This window comes from Acidobacteriota bacterium (assembly GCA_039683095.1).
In the GTDB taxonomy this organism is placed as follows: domain Bacteria; phylum Acidobacteriota; class Aminicenantia; order Aminicenantales; family Saccharicenantaceae; genus RBG-16-66-30.
Window position 1 is genome coordinate 37,554 of record JBDKSB010000009.1, and the last position, 21,456, is coordinate 59,009.

12 protein-coding genes are annotated in these 21,456 nt (G+C 66.7%); 4 read left to right on the top strand and 8 right to left on the bottom strand.

The window, feature by feature from the left end; all coding sequences use genetic code 11:
• Positions 1 to 3: 3 nt before the first annotated feature.
• The 3 genes from ABFD52_06150 to ABFD52_06160 all read right to left on the bottom strand — a co-directional run bounded on the left by ABFD52_06150 (position 4) and on the right by ABFD52_06160 (position 5,918).
• Positions 4 to 1,149, bottom strand: coding sequence for a DegT/DnrJ/EryC1/StrS family aminotransferase (locus ABFD52_06150; GenBank protein ID MEN6560335.1), 1,146 nt, complete (start codon positions 1,147 to 1,149; stop codon positions 4 to 6).
• On the bottom strand, positions 1,146 to 1,844 hold the full coding sequence (locus ABFD52_06155) for a transposase (GenBank protein MEN6560336.1): 699 nt from the start codon (positions 1,842 to 1,844) through the stop codon (positions 1,146 to 1,148). The genes ABFD52_06150 and ABFD52_06155 overlap by 4 nt, the downstream gene beginning before the upstream one ends.
• A 228-nt stretch (positions 1,845 to 2,072) precedes the next feature.
• Entirely contained in the window at positions 2,073 to 5,918 is a 3,846-nt protein-coding gene (locus tag ABFD52_06160; GenBank protein MEN6560337.1) for a hypothetical protein, read from the bottom strand.
• A gap of 690 nt (positions 5,919 to 6,608) precedes the next feature.
• Between ABFD52_06160 and ABFD52_06165 the strand changes: the two genes are divergently transcribed.
• Positions 6,609 to 7,334: a hypothetical protein gene (locus ABFD52_06165; protein ID MEN6560338.1), complete on the top strand. Its 726-nt coding sequence runs from the start codon at positions 6,609 to 6,611 to the stop codon at positions 7,332 to 7,334.
• A 113-nt stretch (positions 7,335 to 7,447) separates the two neighbouring features.
• Here the strand turns inward: ABFD52_06165 and ABFD52_06170 are convergent, their stop codons facing one another.
• From ABFD52_06170 to ABFD52_06180, 3 genes are all read right to left on the bottom strand, one after another.
• Positions 7,448 to 8,581: an LOG family protein gene (locus ABFD52_06170; GenBank protein MEN6560339.1), complete on the bottom strand. Its 1,134-nt coding sequence runs from the start codon at positions 8,579 to 8,581 to the stop codon at positions 7,448 to 7,450.
• Positions 8,582 to 8,787: 206 nt separating this feature from the next.
• Positions 8,788 to 13,116, bottom strand: a complete 4,329-nt coding sequence (hrpA, locus tag ABFD52_06175; GenBank protein ID MEN6560340.1) for an ATP-dependent RNA helicase HrpA — start codon at positions 13,114 to 13,116, stop codon at positions 8,788 to 8,790.
• 191 nt (positions 13,117 to 13,307) lie between these two features.
• Positions 13,308 to 14,678: an aminotransferase class V-fold PLP-dependent enzyme gene (locus ABFD52_06180; GenBank protein ID MEN6560341.1), complete on the bottom strand. Its 1,371-nt coding sequence runs from the start codon at positions 14,676 to 14,678 to the stop codon at positions 13,308 to 13,310.
• Between the two features lie 697 nt (positions 14,679 to 15,375).
• On the opposite strand from ABFD52_06180, the gene ABFD52_06185 reads away from it, so the two are divergent.
• Positions 15,376 to 16,146 carry a transposase gene (locus tag ABFD52_06185; protein MEN6560342.1) on the top strand — a complete coding sequence of 257 codons (771 nt, stop codon included), beginning with the start codon at positions 15,376 to 15,378 and terminating at the stop codon, positions 16,144 to 16,146.
• Between the two features lie 118 nt (positions 16,147 to 16,264).
• On the opposite strand, the gene ABFD52_06190 is transcribed toward ABFD52_06185, so the two are convergent.
• Complete coding sequence (locus ABFD52_06190; protein MEN6560343.1) at positions 16,265 to 18,514, bottom strand: DUF5916 domain-containing protein; 2,250 nt, start codon at positions 18,512 to 18,514, stop codon at positions 16,265 to 16,267.
• Between the two features lie 234 nt (positions 18,515 to 18,748).
• Between ABFD52_06190 and ABFD52_06195 the strand changes: the two genes are divergently transcribed.
• The gene (locus ABFD52_06195) at positions 18,749 to 19,729 is read left to right on the top strand and encodes a hypothetical protein (GenBank protein MEN6560344.1); all 981 of its coding nucleotides are present in this window, start codon (positions 18,749 to 18,751) and stop codon (positions 19,727 to 19,729) included.
• Positions 19,730 to 19,916: 187 nt separating this feature from the next.
• Here ABFD52_06195 and ABFD52_06200 read toward each other — a convergent pair whose 3' ends face one another.
• Positions 19,917 to 20,819 (bottom strand): aldo/keto reductase, encoded by a 903-nt coding sequence (locus tag ABFD52_06200; protein ID MEN6560345.1) that lies wholly within the window; start codon positions 20,817 to 20,819, stop codon positions 19,917 to 19,919.
• A gap of 252 nt (positions 20,820 to 21,071) precedes the next feature.
• Between ABFD52_06200 and ABFD52_06205 the strand changes: the two genes are divergently transcribed.
• Positions 21,072 to 21,455: a BlaI/MecI/CopY family transcriptional regulator gene (locus tag ABFD52_06205; protein MEN6560346.1), complete on the top strand. Its 384-nt coding sequence runs from the start codon at positions 21,072 to 21,074 to the stop codon at positions 21,453 to 21,455.
• Position 21,456 lies beyond the last annotated feature (1 nt).

The window sequence follows — 21,456 nt, forward strand, 5'->3', positions numbered from 1 at the left end:
GGCTCAGCCCCTTCTCTCGCGGTAGAATTCTTCAACCTTGCGGACGACGTGATCCCGCTGGCCCTCCGTCAGTTCCGGATACACCGGGATGGAGAGGGCCTCGGCCGCGGCCTTCTCCGCTTCGGGGAAGTCCCCCGCCTTGTTGCCGAGTCCGGCGAAGCACTCCTGGAGATGGAGCGGCACGGGATAATAGATCGCCGTCCCGACGCCGGCGGCTTTCAGGAACTCCCGCAGGCGATCCCGCTCGCGGACGCGGAGCGTGTATTGATTATAGATGTGATGATGAGCGTCGCCGCTCCTCTCCCGGATGGAGAGCGGGACCCTGAGGCCCGCGCCGTCCCGGAGGCCCGACTCGGTGAAGCGCTTCGAATAGAACGTCGCGTTCGCGCGGCGGGCCGTCGACCATTCGTCGAGATGTTTCAGCTTGACCCGGAGCACGGCGGCCTGGATGGCGTCCAGCCGGAAATTCCCGCCGACGAGCTTGTGGTGGTACGTCTTGGCGGAGCCGTGCTGCCGGAGGAGCAGGAGCTTTTCGTTGAGGGCCGCGTCGTTCGTGACGACCATCCCGCCGTCGCCGAATCCGCCGAGGTTCTTGCTGGGGAAGAAAGAGAAAACGCCGAGGTCGCCGAGCGAGCCCGCCTTGCGGCCCTTGTATTCGGCGCCGATCGATTGGCAGGCGTCCTCGACGACCGGGATGCCGCGCTCTCGGGCGATAGCCAGGATCCGGTCCATGTCGGCGCACTGTCCGAAAAGATGGACGGGCAGGATGGCCTTGGTCCTGGGCGTGATGGCCCGTTCGAGCCGGGCCGGGTCCAGGTTGAACGAGACGGGTTCGATATCGACAAAGACGGGGACGGCCAGGAGGCGGGCGATGACGCCGGCCGTAGCGAAGAAGGAGAAGGGGGTCGTGACGACTTCGTCCCCCGGCTTGATGCCGAGGGCCATCAGGGCGACGAGCAGGCCGTCCGTGCCGGACGAGACGCCGACCGCGTGCCTGACGCCGGAATAGGCGGCGATCTCGCGCTCCAGGGCCTCGACCTCCGGGCCAAGGATAAAGAGCTGCGATTCGATGACCCGGTCCAGGGCGGGGCGGACCTCCTCACGGATGCGGGCGTACTGGGCCTTCAGATCGAGCAGGGGGACGTTCATGGGGTCCTCTTCACGGCGCGGGAGTTCCCGGGGCCGGCCTTCCTCGGCCTGCCGCGAGGCCTGGCATCCAGGCGCCGGCCGGCGGTCTCTTCGAGCTTTCTGACGAAATCCGCGTTCCCCGCTGGCCGCCCGGTTTTCAGCCTTTCGCGGATCTGCAGGACGATGTCGTCCGCGGGCGACTCCGACAGAAACGCCCGCCAATCCCGGATCTCGTCGACCAACCGGCAGTCCGCGTCCGTCACCGAATCCGCTTCGCCCCTGACGCGCGCCCAGGCGCTCGACCAGGAGTAGTCCTCGGCGCGGACGACGAGTCCCGCCCGCACGGGGATCGTTTCGACGAACCTGACGTCCTCGCGGGCGGCCGGCCCGTCCAGCGGGCAGGACATGAACCGGGATCGCCAGAGAGGCCCGGAGGTCGCGCTCCTGGCGTTGACGAGCTGGGCATAGCGCATATGGAGGGAGTTGAAAGCCAGCGCCAGGGACCGCTCGCGGCTCGGAACGCAGACGAAATCCACACTGTCGGGCATCAGGCAGTAAGCCCAGATCTCGACGCCGTAGCGCGCGGAATATTGCCGGAGCCATTCGAGATAACGCCGATAGTCCGGCTCGCCTTGGAAGATGGTCCTATCGTCTCTCCCCTGCTGGGCGAGGTGATGAGGAACGCCGGGAAAAACGGAACGCGCGAGGCGGGCCATGGGACAGGCTACCGCCGTTGGGCGCCTCAGGGCGCCGGGCGGCCGCGGAAGCTGTGAAGCGGCTCAGACACGTTGGCTCTGCCGGAGGATTTCGATTACCGAGCGAATTCTCCGTTTTGAGCTAAGGGGATTCTAGTGAAGGGAGACAGGCCAAGTCAAGAAAAACGGGGACAGCGGGCGGCCGGCCCCTGGAAAGGCGTTCGGCCGCTCCCCTGTCCTGAAGTCGCTTTATTTCGCCTTTTTCCTATTCGCTTCCTTTCGCAGCGCCTCGCCCGGGATTCTGTTAGGCAGCGTCCGGGGCACGAACTGAGGCTCCCCGGGCCCGGGCACCCGCGTCAAGGCGGCCTGCTTGTCCTCCATCGGAACGAGGTTCTTCTCCTCGAGGAAGACGAACCGCGCGCCGCCGGGGCCGTCCGCCGACAGGTCGGCGCTCTTGACGGCGCTTTCGGGGCCTTCCGCGGCTCCGCCGACCGGCATGGAGAGCTCGAGCGCCGCGGGGCTTTCGGCAGCGGCGATCGCCGCTTCGGCGGCCGCGCCGGCCCCCTGGGCCCTCATGACGCCCGCGCTGATATCGCGGGCCGTCGACGACAGCCGCGCCCAGGTGTTGGTGTCGGAGAATTTCGCCCAGACCCCGCCTTGCGACGGCCAGATGCCGACGAGGTCGTGCTTGCCGTCGGCGTCCAGGTCGCCGCAGGTCACCTGGTCGGCCGGCGAGGCCATCATGACCCAGGCGCCCGTGACGGAGTTGCGATAAAAGACGCCCTGCCCGTCCCAGGTCGCCACCAGGTCGTCCCGGCCGTCGCCGTCGGCGTCGCCGGCCGAGATATCGCGGGCCGTCGAGGAGAGACGGGCCCAGAGCCCGCTCTGAGAGAACTTGACCCAGACCCCGCCCTGCGACGGCCAGATGCCGACGAGGTCGTCGGTGCCGTCGCCGTCGATGTCCCCCGTCGTGACCATCGTGGCCGGGGAAGCCATCTTGACCCAGGCGCCGGTGAGGGAGTTGCGATAAAAGACGCCCTGGCCGTCCCAGGTGCCGACCAGGTCGACCCGGCCGTCGCCGTTCATGTCGCCGGCGGCGATGTGCACGGCCGTCGAGGACAGCTTGGCCCAGGCGCCGGTCTTCGAATACTTGACCCAGATCCCGCCCTGGCCGGGCCACAGGCCGATGACGTCGGAGATGCCGTCGCCGTCGAGGTCGCCGGTGGCGACCATCATCGCCGGCGAGGCCATCCTGACCCAGGCGCCGGTGTCGGAGTTCCGGTAATAGACGCCCTGGCCGTCCCAGGTGGCGACAAAATCTTCCTGGGCGTGGAACGCGGTGATCTCGAAGTCCGCGTTGGAATCGTCCGAAACGGCGCCCTGCCAGACAAGGACCCGGTAGTCCGTGCCGGCCGTCTGGCCGGAGGCGATCTGCCAGGAGAACGTGCCGGCCGTGACATCGGCCGTGCCCAGGGTCAGCTGATAGACGCCGCCCTTGTAGAGATCGATGGTCGCGGTCCCGGTCAGGCCCGTCTGCGTCCAGGTGACGGCCTGGGTCGAGCCAGCCTGCCAGCTCTCACCTCCGTTCGGCGACAGGACGGTGATGGACCCGGTCACGATCGCGGTGGCCGCGTAGTCCTGGGCCGTCTGGTCTTCCGTGACCGACGTGTAGGTCCTGGAGCCGGGAGCGAAGGCGTAGCCTTCGAGCGCCGGCGTAACCGTTCCGCTCCAGCCGGCCGCTTCCGTCCCGACGTAGACGCCCGAAGCGTTGGTCACCGGGCTCCCGGTGAGCCCGTTCATCGCCACCCCGGCCAGGGGCGCGCCGTCGACGGTCACCGTGCCGGAGATGGCGACGTTTAGATGCAGCCAGGCCATGGCCGAGGCCTCGTTGCTGTTCTCGCTCTCGAGGGCGCTCTGGTTGTTCGCGTGGGCGTCGGTGTGCGTCTGGACGACGAAATAGTAAAGCTGTCCCGGCGTGAGGCCGCCGATCTCGAGGGCCGAGGTCGATTTATCCGCGGTCTGTCCGGCCAGGCTGTAAGGGCCGCCCTGCGTCTGGGAGATCATGACCTTGTAGCAGCCCGTGTCGCCCGTGTAGGCGATCGGCAGCCAGGAGACGAGGATGACGGCGTTGTCGAGCGAGGTCGCGGTAGCGCTCGACGGCGCGATCGTCTGGGTCGCCGCCCAGTCCCCGTCCTTCGAGTTCAGGAAGGCGATCAGGCTCGGATCGGAAGCATACAGGCTGTTGTATCCGAAGTCCGTGAAGTAGTCGGAGAGGGATGTCAGGTTGACCAGGGAGGCCGGGATCGCTCCAACGAGCTGGTTGCCGTTCAGGCTCAGGCTGTAAAGGCCGGTCAGATTCCCCAATTCGGACGGGATCCCGCCGCTCAATTGGTTGTTCCCGAGCCTGAGCTCGCTGAGATTGACGAGGCTCCCGAATGAGGCCGGGACCGAGCCGGTCAGATGGTTGTTGTCGAGCGTCAGGCGGTGCAGGTTCGTGCAATTTCCGAGCGAGGCGGGGATCGGCCCGCTGAACTGGTTGTTGTGCAGTTCGAGGTAATACAGGTTCAGCGTGCCGAAAGCATCCGGGATCGGACCGCTCAGCTGGTTGTTGCTGAGCACTATCTCGGTGTATCCGGAGCCGACCTCTGCGGGGATGGTCCCGGTCAGCTGGTTGCTCTGGACGCGGAAGATGTGCAGGTTAGCCAGGCTCCAGATCCCGGCCGGGATCTCCCCTGTCAGTTGGTTGGTATGCAGCTCGAGGTCGCCCAGGCTGGTCAGGTTGGCCAGCTGGGACGGGATCGTGCCGGTCAGCTGGTTCTCCTGAAGCTGCAGGTACTCCAGGTTGGCCAGGTTTCCGAGCTCCGGCGGGATCGGGCCGGTCAGGTCGTTGCTCATCAGGTAGATCTGGGTCAGGGTGGCGATCGAGCCCAGCTCCGGAGGGATCGAGCCGCTGAGGTGGTTGAAGCCCAGGAACAGGTCCCACAGGCTGGTCATGTTGCCGAACTCGGGCGGGATGGAACCGGTCAGCTGGCAATCCCTGATGGCCAGCAGTCCCAGGCTGCTCAGGTTTCCCAGGGAGGCCGGCAGCGAGCCGGTGATCGGATTGGTCGAAAGATTGAGCTCCTGGAGGCTGGCCAGGTTGCCGAGCTCCGCGGGCAGCGAGCCGGCCAGGTTGTTGTCGTTCAAATAGATCTTGGTCACGGCCAGGGTTCCGCTGTCGAGCGTGATCCCGTGCCAGCCGCCTTCCGTCCCGGGCATCGCGAAGCCGTCCGAATCGAGCGGCGGGGTCTTCCAGCCGGAGTTGTCGTACCAGCCGTCGCCGTTCGTGGCGTTGTAGAGTGCGATGAGGGCCTGGCGGTCCGGGGTCGCGGCGACGGCGATGGTGAAGACGGCGTTGCTGGCGTCGGAGACCCCCGGATAGGCCGTCCCGCTGGCCCGGACGAGGCAGGAGGACGAGCCCGGCGCCGGCACGGTCCAGGAATAGGCGCCGGAGTTGGACGTCGATTCGACGATGAGCGTCCAGCTCGACCCGCCGTTGATGGAATACTCGAGCCGGGCGTTCGCGAACGTCCCCGTCGAGGTCCAGGTGATGTCGTGGGACGTGCCCGCGGTCCAGGATTCGCCGCCGTCGGGAGCGGTCACCGTGATCGTCGGCGACATCCCCGTGAACGACGCCGTCCACGTGCCGGAATGCGTGATGTAGTCCGTATGGACGTAAGGGGGGCCGGGAAGGCCGTGGGTCACCGGATAGCTGGTCAAGGTATAGGTCCCGGAGGCCGAGGCCGGGGAATCGAACGTTCCGGTGAAGGCCAGCGTGGAGCTCGAGTAGGAGAACGCGCCGTCGGTGATGGCGCCGGGCCCTGATTGGGTGATCGTCGTCGTGACGGTGCCGACATACGGGCACTCGAACTGGATGCCGTAGCTGAACGCGCTCCACGAGGTCCCGTCGGCCGAGGTCGTGAAGGAGACGGGTCGGCCGGCGCTGTTCGTCCCCGCCCACGTGCCGTTGTACGGCGTGGCGGAGAAGGCCGGCAGCGCGCCGAGCCCCAAAAGGGCCAGGATCCCCAGAACAAAGCCCAGAGCCTTGCGTTTCATGTTCCCCCCTTCCAGTTGCAGACAGGCCATCCCCTCTCGAGGCAGAGAGATGGGAAACAAGAGAAATGAGCCCAGAACTCGGACATGGACGAAAAAATTGCCGACCCCCGGGATGGTTCTTCGTTTAATATTCAGTCCGATCAGCGGCAATGTCAAGCCATTTCGCGCCTTGGCTAACGCAAGTACCACATAACTAAATAATTAGGCCGGACTTAGCGCCGCTTCATTAGTTTTGACGCGTCTTTTTTTCGGCAAAAAACGACAAATTCGCGCGGGGAAGTTTCGCGGTCCCACGGTCTACAGAATTATGGGAACGGACGGGGGCCTTCTCCGGCCTCTCTTCCCCTATCGCCTTAACCAGAAACCGCGGTCCGGCGACGTGAATTTCGCTTGACAAGGCGCGGTTGTCACGCGATTTTTTCTATTGGGGGTCAAACCAGGATTGGCCTCGAGGCCTCCGGGGGGTGTTTCTTCGTGCGGGATTCCGTTCGGGCCCGGACGCCTGGCCGCTTGGCGGGCGCGCTGGGGATGGCTGCGGGGACAGCCCTGACATTGTTGCTGTCGGTTCGCGCGGCTGATCCTCCCGATCCCTCCGGCAAGACTGTCCCGACAAGGAAGATCTCAGTTTTCGTGGTCGCCGACGCGCCCCTCAGCAGGAATGTGGCTTGGAAAGGGGAGATCCTGCGCGCTTTGTCCGATGCCAACTGGTACCTGCTCGAGGCGGCGGGGCTCAAGTTCAAGATCGAGGCGTACGGCGGCTGGCAAGCGCGGCCGGCGGCGCGGACGTCCGGAGAGAGCGGCTCGAAGCCGGATGTCACGGCCGAACGGACGGCGGTCAAGGCGGGGAGCGCCTACCGCTCGATCTACTCGTTCCTCCACTCTTTCCGGAGGCGGCTGAAGGCCGCGGACGGCGGCGAAAACGGAGCGGGCCCCGGCTCGAACGGCGCCCGCCGGGCGGCCGGGACCGGGGAACCCGGCGGCTATGAGATCGCCATCGGCCTCGTCGCCCGAGGGCCGGACGGGCCGGCGGAACCCGGATTGGCCGATTACAATTATGGCATCGTGCTCCTCAGGTACGAGGAGAATCCCAAAGGCCTGACATACGTCGTGCTCCACGAGCTCTGCCACCTCTTTGGCGCGGTCGACCTGCGGGAGAGCGGGACGGTGATGAGCCGGGAAAGACCGGGCTTCCGGCTCGATCGCTTCACCCAGGACATCATCCGCGTGAACAGGGACCGGACGTTCCGCCGGGCCGGGGGCCCGCTCAGCGACGAACGGATCCTGCAGGCCCTGAACCTCTACCGGGAGCGCCGGGCGTTGGGGCTGGACGAGGACGGACTGGCGGTCTGCATACGCGAGCTCCTGACGGCGGCGGCGATGCGCGGCCGCTCGGCCTGGCTGGTCGCGCTGCGCTGACGCTGACAAAGGCGCTGACGACGGGCGCGACGCTCGTCGATCGCCGCCGGCTGGGCTGGGCCCGGCCGCTCACGGGCCGCGCGGGCCACGGTGCGGGCCCGGGCGGCGGCTGCTCAGGCCCCGTTGATGTCGTTGACCAGGCGCCGCAGCTGGGCGATGCTCTTGCGGTTGAAGGCCAGCGAGAGGCGGGGCAGGTCGGGATACTCGACATCGTCCCCTTCCGCTTCGAGCGGCCCGGCGTGCTCTTCGATGCGGCCCTCGCTCAACAGGGTCGAGGCGTAGGTGTCGTTGAGGCGCTCGAGCGCGCCGGGCGGGAGCGGCGAGGAGAGGCGGAGCATGAGGACCGGCCCGACATAGCGCATCGAGTGGAAGCGGCGGTAGAACCCGATGATCTCCCCGACGGCCGTGTCGACGTCATCGGTCAGCTTGAACAGGCTCAGGTCATCCTCGTCGATCATGCCGTTGAGGACGAGCTCGGCCTTGACATAGGTCCGCCAGTGCTGCCAGTAGGTGCCGCCGGGCGCGTCGACCATGACCAGGGGGATCAGGTTGGTCTTGCCCGTCTCGATCATGGTCAGGGCCTCGAAGCCCTCGTCCTGGGTGCCGAAGCCTCCCGGAAAGAGGGCGATGGCCGAGGCCTCCTTTAGGAAAAGGATCTTGCGGGTGAAGAAGTACCTGAAGTTGATGAGCTTCGGGTCGTCGGCGATGACGACGTTGGTCTTCTGTTCGTGCGGCAGGCGGATGGCCACGCCGAAGGACCCGGCCCGCCCGGCGCCGAGCTGGGCGGCGCCCATGATGCCGTCGCCGGCCCCGGTGATGATCATCCACTGGCGCTCGCGCATGCGGCGGGCGAACTCGACGGCGTGGAGGAACTCGGGATGGCCGGCGGGCGTGCGGGCCGAGCCGAAGACCGAGACCTTGCGGACGCCGTGGTAGGGGGCGAAGACCTTGAAGGCGTAGCGGAGTTCCTTGAACGAATTGGTCAGGAGCTTGAGGTCGCCGCGGCCGGCGCCGTCGCGGGCCACGCGCGTGATGGCGACCATGAGGTCGGCCAGGACGTCGTGGTCGGGGCAGCCGGCGGCGAAACGGTCGAGAAATTCGTTGATCGCGGCGTCGCGGGCGGCGGCCCACCCGGGGGTCGCGGGCTCGCCGGGTACGGGGCCGGGGACGGCGACGGCTGGGGCAGAGCCGGCCGCAACAGGAACGGCTGGAACGGAACCAGCGCAGGTTCGGGGATCTTTATCCATGCCTCGATTTTACCATTAAATGGGGGACATGATACCCGTTTCCTATTTATCCAGGCGGGGAAAACGCGTGACATGTTACCCTTTCGGCATTCAGGGAACGATGACGGCGGCGACTACGACGGCGATAGCGACGGCGACGCGGCCACAGCCCGTCCCGCCTTTCCGAGATCCGAAAATGAGAACCGGGTCCCCGATTTCCCGGCTTCTTAGGCCAGCGCCTCGATCCAGGCGATCTTGCGGGCCAGGCGCACGGCGGAGATGGGGAAAGCGGTCTTGATCTCCGGGGCGAAGAGGGCCAGCTTGAACTCCTCGATCATCCAGCGCAGCTCTTCGACCGCGGCCCGCCTGGCCTCAAGATCGGCCGGCAAAATGGGAACCCCTGATCTCGGCGGCGCGGCGAGCCGCGAAAGCTCGAAGACGTAGGGCTCGACCTGGGCGGCCTTGGCCTTGTCCTTGTCGGGGGCGATGCGGGCCCGGTCGAGCCGGATGAGCAACCCCTCGAGGTAGCTGCGGATGCGGATGAGCCGGACGACCGGATAGACCGCCAGAAAGTCCTTGGGAACGAGGCGGTCGAGGTCCGCGCCGACGGCGTCCAGGTACTCCGGTTTGACCCTGTCCTTGAGCCGGCCGAGTTCATAAAGGCTCAATGTCCGGGCCTCGGCTCTCGTCTTTGACGGCGCGGCCGCGCCTGCCCGCGCGCCCGCCCCTCCGCCCGCGCCCTTGGCCAGCTCGGATCGCAACTTGGCGTGGAGCTCGACGATCTTGATGACCGTCTGGGTCAGGGCATGTCCGCGGTCGAAGAGACTCCGGCCGACTTCCGCTTCGTAAGCTCTGTACTCGGCCTCGGCGCGGATGTTGCGCTCGAAGACGTCCCGGGCCAGGGCCTCTTCGATGGCCCGCTCGAGGGCCTCCCGCCCGCCGAAGTGAAGCGCCGCCTGGTCGAGCTCGGCCGGGATCTTGTGGTAGCGGCGGACGAAGGCCAGCTCCTTGGCGAACTTCCGCATGAGCAGCTGCCGGACGCCCCTCTTGTGCGCGGCCTCGGCCTCGGCCCGCGTCGGGAACAGGCGGATGTCGACCGTCCCGGCGGTTCCGGGTTCGCTTCCGGGTTTGGCGGCCGGGGGGGCCGTCTGCGCCTTCGCCCCGCCCTGAGCCGCAGCCGGGCCAGAAAATTCGGAAATAGGTATTGTGTCCCCCATTTTTAGGGCGGGGTAGGCCGTGAGCGACGTGCCGACGGCGATCTTCTCGGGCAGATCGCCGAAGGTCCAGTCGGCCAGGCCCGTCTTCTCCCAGGCGCGCCGGGCCTCCTGCCAGGCCGGCGACTCGACCTTGGAGGGGGCCTGGTCCGCGGCCCCGAGCTTCTTGCGCAGGAGCTCGACGTCGCGGCCGGCGTCGAGGACGCGGCCCGTCGACGGATCGACTACCGCGACGCGCAAGCGCAGGTGCTTAGGCACGTCGGCCAGGGCCCATTCGCGGGCGGGGATGTCGGCGCCGTAGCGGCGCCTGACGAAATCGGCCACGGCCTTGAAGAGCGGCACTTCCTCCGGCGCCCGGGGCATGTCGCCGGCGATCTCGCGCGCCTTCTCCGCCACCGGCACGAGGAGCTTGCGGTAGCGCTTGGGCAGGCCCTTGATGAGCGCGGCGATCTTGTCCTGGTACTGCCCGGTCACGCCCCATTCCAGGCGCTCGGCCGGGATGGCGCTCAGCAGCTCGGGCGGGACCGTCAGCGTGACGCCGTCGTCCTCCTCCCCCGGCGCGAACTTGTAGACCGCCGGGAACGGACGGCCGGCCACCTCGACGCGGTCCGGGAAGCCGGCGACGGCGCTCTCGTCCGGCCGGTAATTGAGGAGATCGTCCTCGGACAGGCGCAGGAACGCGTCGTCGCCGCCGCGGTCGCGCACGTCCCCGAGCAGCTTGCGCAGCGTCCGGACGTCGTGGATGCCGGGGAGCTTGGCCGAGTAGAACTTGGCGATCTCGCCCTCGGCGACGAGGATGTCCCGCCGCCGCAGCTTCTCCTCCATGGCCTCGACCTGGCGCTGCAGGGCCAGGTTGTGGACTAGGAACGGCGGCGGGTCGTCGATCTCGCCCTCGACCAGGCCGTTCATGACGAAGATCTCGTGGGCCTCGGCCGGGTTGACGCGCCCGTAGGACACGCGGCGCTCGCGGACGATCTCGAGCCCGAACAGGGTGACCCGCTCCTTGGCCGTGACCTCGCCGCGCGAGCGGTCCCAGGCGGCGTCCGAATACGAGCGCTTGCAGAGCGGGCCGCCGAGCCGCTCGAGCCAGGCGGGGTCGATCCGGGCCGCTTTCCGGGCGAACAGCCTCGACGTCCGGACAACCTCGGCCGAGACGATCCAGCCGGCGCCCTTGCCGAAGAGGACCGAGCCCGGCCAGAGCGTGACCTCGCGGTTCTTGGCCCCGTTGTAGACGTTCTTCTCCTTGTGCGCGGCGATGTTCGACAGGTACCCGCTGAGGATGGACCGGTGGATCGCGCCGTAGAGCGCCGGCGATATGTCCGCATGCAAAATGCGGGACACAATACCTGTTTCCGCATTTCCGGTCGCGTCCGCCGTCCCGCTCCCCCGTTCCTCATTCGATTCGATCCCGGCTCCGCCTTTCGCCGTTTCCGGCGGCGACGTCCGGGCCGCGCCGGCCAAGAGGGGGTCGAACCCGCTTTTTGCCCGTTTTTGAGTGAAAAGCAGGTTCGAGCCCTTCTTCATCTTCCCGCGCTCGAGCTCCCGCAGGGCCGACTCGATCTCGGCGTGCAGGTACGTCCACTCGCGCATGCGCGGGAAGGACAGGAAGTTCTCGTGGCAGAAGCGCCGCTTCTGGACGAGCGAGCCGAGCTTCTCGAAGTCGCCGTGGTAGCGGTTCCAGATGTTGAGCAGCACCAGGAAATCGGAGTCCGGGTGCTTGAACGCGGCGTGCACCGCGTCGGCCTGCTGGGCCTTGTCCGGCGGCCGCTCGCGCGGATCGCGGATGCTCAGGGCCGCCGCCAGCACGGCCACCTCGGGCAGGCAGCGCTCCTCGCGCGCCTCGATCAGCATCCGCGACAGGCGCGGATCGAGCTGCATCCGGGCCATGGCCCTGCCCGTCTCCGTCAGCTCCCAGCGCGAGGCCGCCGGATCCGGCGGCCGGAATTGGGCCGCCTTCCTGACGGCGCCGAGCTCGACCAGGGTGTCGTAGCCGTCGTGCACGGCCTTGGCCGCCGGCCGGTCGATGAACGGGAACTGGAGCGGATCGCCCAGGCCCAGGTCGGTCATGCGCAGGATGACCTCGGCCAGGTCCGAGCGCAGGATCTCCGGCTGGGTGAACTCGTCGCGCGACTCGTAGTCGACCTGGCTGTAGAGCCGCACGCACAGCCCTTCCAGGACCCGGCCGCAGCGCCCCTTGCGCTGATCGGCCGAGGCCCGCGAGACCGTCGAGATGGGCAGGCTGTTGATCCGCGTCCCCGGCTGGTACTGGGCGATGCGGGCCACGCCCGTGTCCACGACGTAGCGGATGCCCGGGATGGTCAGCGACGTTTCGGCGACGTTCGTGGCCACGACGATCTTCGGCGCCGTGACGGTGTAGACGAGCCGCTGCTGGCCCGCCGGCAGGCGCGAGAAGAGCGGCAGCACCAGCGCCCCGGGCCACTTCCGGCCCTCGAGCATGCGGCAGGTCTCGAGGATGTCCTGCTCGGTGGGCATGAACACCAGGATGTCGCCTGGGGGCTTCTCCCGCCGCAGGTACTCGACCGCCTCGACCGCCTGGTCGACGTAGTCCTTGTCCTCGGCCTCCTCCCGGTCCGGCACGCGGTACTCGACCTCGACCGGGTACATCCGGCCGCTGACCTCGATGACCGGCGCGTTCTTGAAGGCCTGGGAGAACTTGGCCGTGTCCAGCGTCGCCGAGGTGATGACCAGCTTCAGGTCCGGCCTCTCGTCCAGGAGCCGGCGCATGATGCCGAGCAGGAAGTCGATGTTGAGCGAGCGCTCGTGGGCCTCGTCGATGACGATCGTGTCGTACTCGTGGAGGCCGTGGTCGCCCTGGGTCTCGGCGAGCAGGATGCCGTCGGTCATGATCTTGATGTAGCCGTCGCGCGAGGTCCGGTCCTGGAAGCGGATCTTGTAGCCGACGGCCCGGCCGACCGGCTGGCCCAGCTCCTCGGCGATGCGGGCGGCGATGGTCATGGCCGCCAGGCGCCGCGGCTGGGTGACGCCGACGCGGCCGGCGACGCCCCGGCCCGCCTCGAGGCACATCTTCGGGATCTGGGTGCTCTTGCCGCAGCCGGTCTCGCCCGAGATGATGACGACGCGGCGACGCGGCGACCGCAGGAGCTCGACGATCTCGCCGGCCCGGGCCGTGATCGGCAGCTCCGGCGGGTAGGAGACGCGCGGCACGTTCCTGGCCCGCGACTCGAGCCAGGCCTCGAAGCGGGCGGGCCGGGCGGCGCGGGCAGCCTGGGCGGCGCGTACAGCCTGGATGGGGCGGGCAGCCTGGGCGGCTTTGGCGGCCTGGATGGGCCGAACGGGCCGGGCTTTGGCGTCGTCGCTCATACCGTCCATTCTATCAAGTGCCTTGGCTAACGCAAATCGCTGATTACCAATTTATTAGGCTGTCCCGGCAGCTTCGGGTCCAGGTTAGGAACAGCGTTTTTCGCGGGATTTTCGCAAATTCATGCTTCGGGAACAGTCCCATGCCCAATCCCCACGGGCCGACGCGCCGTTTCCCCGCCTGAGACGGCCCCTCAGGCGGCGAGCTTCCTCAGCGAATCCAGCGCGGCCGTCACGTCCTCGTCGCGGTTGTTAAGGTAGAACGAGACGCGGATCGAGTTGAGGCCGCCCTCCGCGACCGGCCGGGCCCGGAGACGGTCCTTGGCCATCTGCGTCATGATCTCGCCGTTGGCGCGGCCCTTCATCCGGAAGCCGATCATGAGCGTGCGATAGGCCTCCTCCTCAGGCGACAGGCGCTCGACCCCCGGGATCTCGCCCAAGCCGCGATAGAACCGCTCGGCCATCGGCCGGCAGCGCCGGGCGATGCGGTCGACGCCGATCGTGTCCACCAGGTCGAGGGCCGTGCCCAGGGCGTAGAACAGCGCGTCGTTCTGCGTCCCGGACTCGTACCGCTCGGCGGTCGTCTTGAGCACGAACTCCCCCTTGGCGACGTCGTAGCGATCCGAGGAGCCGCCGCCGACCGTGAGCGGCCGCAGGACGTCAAGGAGCCCCTGACGGACATAGATGAACCCCGTGCGCTTCGGGCCCATCATCCATTTGTGCGTCGAGCAGGCGTAGAAATCGGCCCCGATGTCGGCGATGTCGAACGGCGAGCAGACCGGCGCCTGGGCGCCGTCGAGGGCGAACCATATCCTTTTCGCGCGCGCCAGGGCGGCGATGTCCTTGACCGGGAAAAGCTGGCCGGTCGTGCAGGTGACGTGGCTGAAGACGACGAGCCGGGTCTTCGGGGTGACGAGCCTGGCGATGCGCTCCACGTTGCCGGCGGCGCTGACGATGTCCGGCTCGAACAGCCTGATGACGATGCCGTCGCGCTGCCTGCGATGGAGCAGGGCCGAATGGAGGGCGACGTGCTCATGCGTCGAGGTGATGACCTCGTCGCCGTTCTTGAGCGGCAGGCCGTGGACGATGACGTTGACGCCTTCGGTCGCCCCGCCGATGAGGCCGATGTCTTCCTTGCGGCAGGCCCCGCCGAGGGCCCGGGCCAGCTTGGTCTTGACCTCCTGCCACGGCTTCTCGTCGTGGCCGGCGCTCGGGGCCCGCTCTTCGGCCCGGGTGAATTCGGCAAGGGCGTTGAGGACGGGCAGGGGGCATGAGCCGAGGCCGCCGAAGTTGAGGAAGGTCCATTCCGGGTCGAGGACAAACTGTTCGCGGACGAGCTTCCAGTAGAACTCGTCGTCGCCGGCGGCGGCGGCCCGGGCCAGCCGGCCGGCGAGCGGGGCAGCGAAGGGGGCGACGATGGGGGCGGCAAGCGGAGCGGCGAAAGGAGCGGCCGGCGGGGCGCCCGACGCTCCCGGCGCTCCCGCCGCGGCCCGAGCAATCAGGGGCAGACCGGCTATGCCGCCGGCCAGACCTGCCGTCATCTTCAGGAAATCTTTTCTTCTCATAGCGCTCCTTCTCTCCGTCGATCTCGCCGATCGATCTCGTCGTCGACCTCGCCGGCAATCTCGTCAGCGATCTCGACGTCCGATCGAGACGAAACTGGAAAGAAGGATTATTCCGGCTGAGGCGGATAAAGTCAACGGGCGCGATGGAGCGACGAGGGCACGTGGAAGCAAAGGCACGACGAGGGAGCGAAGAAGAAAACGAAGCGGGGGACGCGGCAGGACGCGCCCCCCGCCCTATACAGGAGGTTTCTAGGAGGATACTATCGGCCCTCGCCCGACGAACGGCGCCTGGGCCTTCCTGCCGGGAAAGGCCAGGGCCGGGAATCCGGGGCTATAGGGGAAAAAGAAGCTGGCCACGGAGATGGCCGAAGCGCGGGAGGGAACGCGCCTCGACAGCGCCGTGGCCAGCTGGGTCATCGCCGACGCTCCGGGCTTTACCGCGATCCGGAGCGTCTTTATCCGCGAAGCACTGTGCGCTCGAGCTTTCATCTTTCGGTCTCCATATAATTAGACGAACTCGCCCCGCGAAAAGTTGCATTTTGCGCCTTGGCTAACGTATCCGATTGATCGGCCATTCATTACGTCGTTTTTACGGGAAACCTTCCACCTGACGCGAGATGTTTTTGGCCGCAAAAACGTCATTTTTAATGGCTGGCATTTTTGGCCCGATAATTCAGAAAAAGGAGGATGGAACCAAATGCCCCGCGCCCGTCTTTATCTCATCCCCGGCTACGTCTGGCACCTGACCCACAGATGTCATGACCGGTGTTTCCTGCTGCGGTTCAAGCTCGACCGGGAGAATTGGCTGGATCTGATGTCCGAGGCCGTCAGTCGCTACGGCCTGCGCATCCTTGGCTACGCGATCACATCCAACCACATCCACCTCCTCGTCTACGCCGACGGCCGGAGGGAGGCCATTCCCCGTTCGATGATGTTCGCGGCCAGTCGCACGGCGCTCGATTATAATCGCCGGAAGGCGCGCTCCGGCGCGTTCTGGGAAGGGAACTATCACGCCACCGCCGTGGAGACCGGCGGCCATTTCCTGAACTGCCTTGCCTACATCGACCTCAACATGGTCCGGGCGGGCGTCGTCGGCCATCCCTCGGATTGGCCGTACTGCGGTTTCCAGGAGATCGCCGGGCGGCGGACCACAAGATGCCTGATCGACCGCGGCCTCCTCATGGAGCTGACCGGCGCGGCGAGCCCCGAGCAGCTGCGCTCCGTCTATCTGGAATGGATCGATGCGGCACTGCGGGCGGGCAGCGCGTCGCTGTCGAGGCAGCCAAAATGGACCGATTCCGTGGCAGTCGGGCGGGAGGCGTTCATCGACAGGATCCAGGGAGATCTCGGCCTGAAGGTGGTCCATCGTGAGAAGGCCGAGGCGGGAGACGGGTTCGTGCTGCGGGAAGCGCCCGCGCGGTACTCGGACCGTGCGCAAGGCATCCTCTGCCGTTTACCGCGCCGGTGATCCAGCCCCCAAACCGGAGACGAAAACCAGGCCGAAAAGCGCGGCCCCAAACTGGACGATTACCCCAAATTGGGGGCTATCTCTTTTATACTCTGTCTGTTGCCTTAGCCAAGGCACGCTAGAAACGGAAGAGGTAGCTGACCTTGCAGAAGAAGCCGCGCTTCATCTCGTGGAAGCGGCCGCTCGGCGCGAACCCGGGAAGGCTCTCGTCCCACTCGGTCTTTTCCAGCGCCGACCCGTAGCCGACGTGGATGACCGTGCCCGGGATGTAGGTGAACGACACCAGGCCGTCCAGAGTCAGGCGCTTGTAGAAGTCGTTGTACTCGGCGATGCCGCGCACGAACAGGTACTTGTTGATCTGGAACGTGTTCTTGCTGCGGACGATCAGGTAGTCATAGATCTTGACGTGATCGAGCTTGCGGTAAAAGTCGACGTAATTCAGGCTCAGGGTGAAGTCGAGCTGGCTCGTGGGCTGATAGACGAGCGCGCCCATCACGGTCGTCCCATAGCCCTGGTAGGGATCGGCCGGGTCGTAGAACGTCTTTGCCAGGCGCCGGGCGAAGGCCTCGATATAGAGCGACTTGGCCAGCTGCGATTCGGCCCTCAGGCCGAAGCCGCCCTGCCCGAACCGCCGCCCCAGGTAGACCTCGTTGGCCATGATCGTGTCGAAGCGGACCATGGTGTTGCGGGGCAGCCAGAATCGGAGGGTGACCAGGTTGAAGGTCTCCCACATGTCGGAGGTCGTGTCGTAGAGGTGGTAGCTCCAATAGAAGGGTTCGATCCTCTGGAAGAACCTGGACTTGGGGAAGATGCTGTGCATGGCGAAGGCCGAGACGCGCCGCAGCCCGGTCCTGTAGACGAAGCCCGAGTCGACCTGGAAGTCCGGGGAGATGTCCTGGTAGCCGAGGTCGAGGACCCATTTCCGGTTGGAGAAGTTCCAGTCCAGGCCGAGGGCGTGATCGGCGTTTGTCGCCTCGGCGCCCTCCGGCCGGGTCCACGAGCCGAGCAGGTGGAACGACGCGACCTGCGTCTTGCTGAGGCGGAAGCGGCCGTCGAAGCCGCCGACCCGGTTCCAGACCGTCCCGGCCTCGCGGCCCGTGTAGAAAACCCCGATGTAGGCGTCGTCCTTGAGCGAATGCTTGTAGCGGGCGATGGTGAAGTCCGGGTGCGTATCGACGGCGTCGCCGGGCAGGTTGTCCTGGGCATAGATCGCGGCCACGGTGTCCCGCGGCGTCACCTTGCCGGTCAGGCGGAAGCCGAAGACCGGGTCGACGATCGTCCGGGTGTAAACGATGGCCTGGAGCGGACCGTCCTCGACGTTGCCGGCGAACTTCCACATGTCGTTCCCTTCGAGGAAGAACGGCCGCTTCTCCTCGTAGTAGAGCGAATAGCGCTGGTTGAAATCGACCTGGCCGGCGTCGGCCTCGACCTGGCTGAAGTCGGGGTTGTAGGCCCCGTCAAGGGTCAGGTCCGAGGTCAGGCCGAATTTGCCGGTCAGGCTGACGTCCTTGATGTCGTACTCGGGGTTGTGGGCGGGCCGGCCGGCGCTTGCCTCGGTCGCCTCCTGCGTCCGCCCGTAGGTGAAAGCGGGCAGGAGCTCCCGGACCTGCTTGTGCTCGAGACCCGCGACCTGGAAGGTCTGGGCCTGGCCCATGATCGAGCCGTAGTTCGGGTCCAGGGGCGGGAACGAGGCTTGCTCCGAGGTCCGGGTGAAGAAACGGATGAACATGACCCGCATGGTCAGGACGTCGCGGCCGGGAAAGCGGATGCTCTGGAGCGGGACGCGGGCCTCGACCGTCCAGCCCCGATCGTCGACGCGGCCCTTGCTGTACCAGACGGTGTCGTAGCTCGCGTCGAGGTTGCCGTTGACATCGAGCATGCCGTCGCCCTGGATGCCGAGGGGATTGAGGACGAAGCAGAAGCCGCTCTGGGCGTCGTTGAAGGGGTCGAGCATGACGAAGACGATGTCGTCCTGAAAGATGCCGTCGCGCTTGCTCAGGGCCGCCTTGACCTTGGACGGATCGGAGTCGTAGCAACGGAAAGCGAAGTAAAAATTCCTGGAATCGTAGGCCAGATAGGCTTCGGTCTTCTGGCTGGGGTCCTTGGCGTAGTCGGGCTTGAAGGTCTTGAAGCCGTCGTATTTCCGGCCGGAGGCCCAGACGGCGTCGTCGAGGATGCCGTCGATGACGGGCGGCGTAGCGGCCTTGGCCAGCGGAGGCGGCGGCGAACCGGCGGCGGCGGCCGTGGCGGCACGGGGCCCGGTCGCGGGCGCGGGCGCGGCGGATCCGGCGGCGGCCGCGGCCGGGAAAGCCGCTGCGGCGAGGAGGAAGGCGGCGACGGGCCAGGCGAGAATCGCTCTTCGGTTCATTCCGGACTCCGTACGGATGGGGGCTATGTTCTATCCTATCTACGGCTCGGCTTTCTCAAAGGTTCGCTCCTTAGGGGGATGGCAGGAAGTGGAAAGACGTTTTTTTCGGGAAAAAGGGCTGCCCTAACCTGGAAGCCGCCTCGAATATGCCGTATAATCGTTTTGTTATCTATAAGTTGCGTTAGCCAAGGCAGGAAATTAGGGGTTGGGGCGTCTAAAGAGACGGAGGGAGCGATGAAGCATCGTTCAAGGATATCGAATTCCGAGCCTGTCCGGACCGCTATTTTCGAGCCCCGCCGGACCTCCTGCCGGACCCCCGGCTGGACCTCCCGCCGGGCACCCGTGACGGCTTTGACCGCCCTGTCCGTCCTGGCGGCGTTCGTCCTCGCCGGCCTGCTGGCCGCCTGCAGGACCAAGCCGCCGGCCGACGTCCCGGGCGAGTTCACCTTCCACGGCGCGGCCATCCACCCGGCCGCCGTCGCCGCCCTCTACAGGTCGTCGACCGGCCAGCTCGATCTGGCCGCTTTCCAGACCCGGCTCGAGATACGCCAATGGGAGGACCAGCCCGGTTGGTGGGTGACGGATTTCGAGACCGACCCCGAGACCGGCCGGTCCCCGTTCTTCGCCTACACCGCGTTCGCCGGGCCCGTCAACGGCGGCGCCGAGCTCTACGTCCTGGCGGTCATGTTCAATAAGGAAGAGACGAGCGATGTCTCCAATATCGTGCTCCTCCGGAAGAGCGGCAGCCTGCTCGGCCTCGTCCGCGCCTGGGAGGAGGGCAGCGCCTGCGACGGCGGCATCATCAACCCCCGCATGGACGGTGATAGCTTCATGTATTCCCGGGAGCTCACGCCTTCCCGCCTTCTCGGCCTGTCGGTCGGGGTCGATCTCGCGGTCACGCCCCACGAGGACCTCGAGGAGACGGGCGAGAGCTGCTTCGCCGCGGCCAACTACGTCTACAGCCTGACCCAGGACCGCGAAGACCTAGTCTCGGTCCGGCTCTACGACGAGCCCGTCAATGACGAGAAGGGCCGGACGGAGCGGTTCCGCTACCAGGTCTGCTTCAACCGCCTGTTCAATGAATACCTGGCCAAGGGCAAGACAGCGCTCCTGCCCAGGGAAGTGGACGAGTTCGCCGCCCGGTTTCGGGACGAATGCGTGAAGCCGGCCTCGGCCCGGACGGCCCCCGCGGCGGCCGATACGACGGACAAGTAGAAAGAGCGCCCCGAAGCCCGCCCGAACCGGGGAGCCGCCTCTGTTTTTCGTTTGGTCGTTCTTTTCATTAATATGCGTTGGCCAAGGCCAGGAAAAAAAAAGAACTTTTTTCCGGCAAAAAGACGTTCTTAAAGCTGATGGCTGCTTCGAGAATTCATATATACTTATTTATTATCTATAATTTGCGTTAGCCAAGGCGAGGCAGCAGGTCGGCGGCGGAGGCGTTCTCGGCGGCCTGCTCCGGGCTCTTCGCGCCGGGGATGACGGCCGTCACGACCGGATCGCGGAGGCACCAGGCCAGGGCCCAGCGCGCCCTCGAGACCCCAAGCGGCAGCTCGTCCTCGGCGATCTTCTCCGCCTGGCGGACCCGCCGGGCGATCTCCTCCCGGCCGAGCGTCGAGCGGTAGTCGTCCGGCCCGAACTTCTCGCCGGCTTCGTGCCGGCCGCCGAGGAGGCCGCTCGCCAGCGGCACCCGGGCCAGGATCCCCAGGTTGTAGCGGCGGGCCGTGGGGAAGACCTCGGTCTCGGCCCGCAGGTCGAGCCGGTTGTAGATGACCTGGAGGACGCCGTAGCCGCGGGCGAAGGCCTCGCGGACCTGGACCTCGCTCCCGGCGCCGCGGATGGACACGCCGAGATTGCGGACCATGCCCGCCCGCCGGGCCTCTTCCAGGGCGGCCGTCAGCCCGTCGTCGAGGAATGCCTCGTCGCCCGACGAGTGGAGCTGGTAGAGATCGATCCGGTCCGTGCGCAGGGCCCGGAGCGAGGCGATCAACTGAGCCCTGACGTCCGCGGCGCCGAAGGCGTTCGTCCGGTCCATGAAGCCGTTGAAGCGGTGGCCGAACTTGGTGGCCACGACCCAGCGGTCGCGCTCGTGGCGGGACAGGTAGTCGCCGATGAGACGCTCGGCCAGATGGTCGCCGTAGCATTCGGCCGTGTCGATGAGGTTGACCCCGGCCTCCGCGGCCCGGTCGAGGATGGCGTCGACCTCGGCCTGGGTGAAGGTCTTGCCCCACTCCCCGCCCAGCTGCCAGGTGCCTATCCCGACGACGGAGACCTTGAGGCTCGTCCGGCCCAGGGTTCGGTATTTCATCGGCGGACCATCCTCTTCATCCCTCCAATGCCCGCTATTTTAGTCGAATGACCCGCATCAGACAACCGGTGCCCCGGGGAAGCCGCCACGGGGGGGCCGGATGCAACCTCCGGGCCCGCGCCCGCGTTGATATCGACGTGGGTGTTAAAATATTAGCATAAGCGCTTGACAGCCCCCTGTCGAGGTGCTAATAATTTAGCATGCTAAGAAATTAGCACTGCAGCCGGGGCCAACCTGACCGGGGAGACGCGCATGAAGAGCGAGAAAAGCCTGAGCCGCCGTGAGCGCGAGATCATGGACATCGTCTACGAGATGAAGGAGGCCTCGGCCCAGCAGGTCCTGGAGCGGCTGCCTTCGCCGCCGAGCTATTCGGCCGTGCGGGCCCTGCTCCGCGTCCTTGAGCAGAAGGGACACCTCCTCCACCGGCAGGACGGCCCCCGCTACGTCTTCGTTCCCTGCCTGCCCAGGGACAAAGCCCGGCGGAGCGCCCTGGCTCACCTCAAGCGGACGTTCTTCGACGGCTCGACGGCCGACGTCGTCGCCGCCCTGCTCGACATCTCCGAAGAGGACCTGTCCGAGGACGATTACCGGGCCCTGGCCGAGATCATCGACAGGGCCCGCAAGGAAGGACGCTGAC

What these genes read in the sequence shown, in the direction of transcription:
- ABFD52_06150 (MEN6560335.1), bottom strand. Translation starts at nt 1,149, where the DNA reads ATGAACGTCCCCCTGCTCGATCTGAAGGCCCAGTACGCCCGCATCCGT.
- ABFD52_06180 (MEN6560341.1), bottom strand. Translation starts at nt 14,678, where the DNA reads ATGAGAAGAAAAGATTTCCTGAAGATGACGGCAGGTCTGGCCGGCGGC.
- ABFD52_06195 (MEN6560344.1), top strand. Translation starts at nt 18,749, where the DNA reads ATGAAGCATCGTTCAAGGATATCGAATTCCGAGCCTGTCCGGACCGCT.
- hrpA (MEN6560340.1), bottom strand. Translation starts at nt 13,116, where the DNA reads ATGAGCGACGACGCCAAAGCCCGGCCCGTTCGGCCCATCCAGGCCGCC.
- ABFD52_06185 (MEN6560342.1), top strand. Translation starts at nt 15,376, where the DNA reads ATGCCCCGCGCCCGTCTTTATCTCATCCCCGGCTACGTCTGGCACCTG.
- ABFD52_06160 (MEN6560337.1), bottom strand. Translation starts at nt 5,918, where the DNA reads ATGAAACGCAAGGCTCTGGGCTTTGTTCTGGGGATCCTGGCCCTTTTG.
- ABFD52_06155 (MEN6560336.1), bottom strand. Translation starts at nt 1,844, where the DNA reads ATGGCCCGCCTCGCGCGTTCCGTTTTTCCCGGCGTTCCTCATCACCTC.
- ABFD52_06190 (MEN6560343.1), bottom strand. Translation starts at nt 18,514, where the DNA reads ATGAACCGAAGAGCGATTCTCGCCTGGCCCGTCGCCGCCTTCCTCCTC.
- ABFD52_06205 (MEN6560346.1), top strand. Translation starts at nt 21,072, where the DNA reads ATGAAGAGCGAGAAAAGCCTGAGCCGCCGTGAGCGCGAGATCATGGAC.
- ABFD52_06170 (MEN6560339.1), bottom strand. Translation starts at nt 8,581, where the DNA reads ATGGATAAAGATCCCCGAACCTGCGCTGGTTCCGTTCCAGCCGTTCCT.
- ABFD52_06200 (MEN6560345.1), bottom strand. Translation starts at nt 20,819, where the DNA reads ATGAAATACCGAACCCTGGGCCGGACGAGCCTCAAGGTCTCCGTCGTC.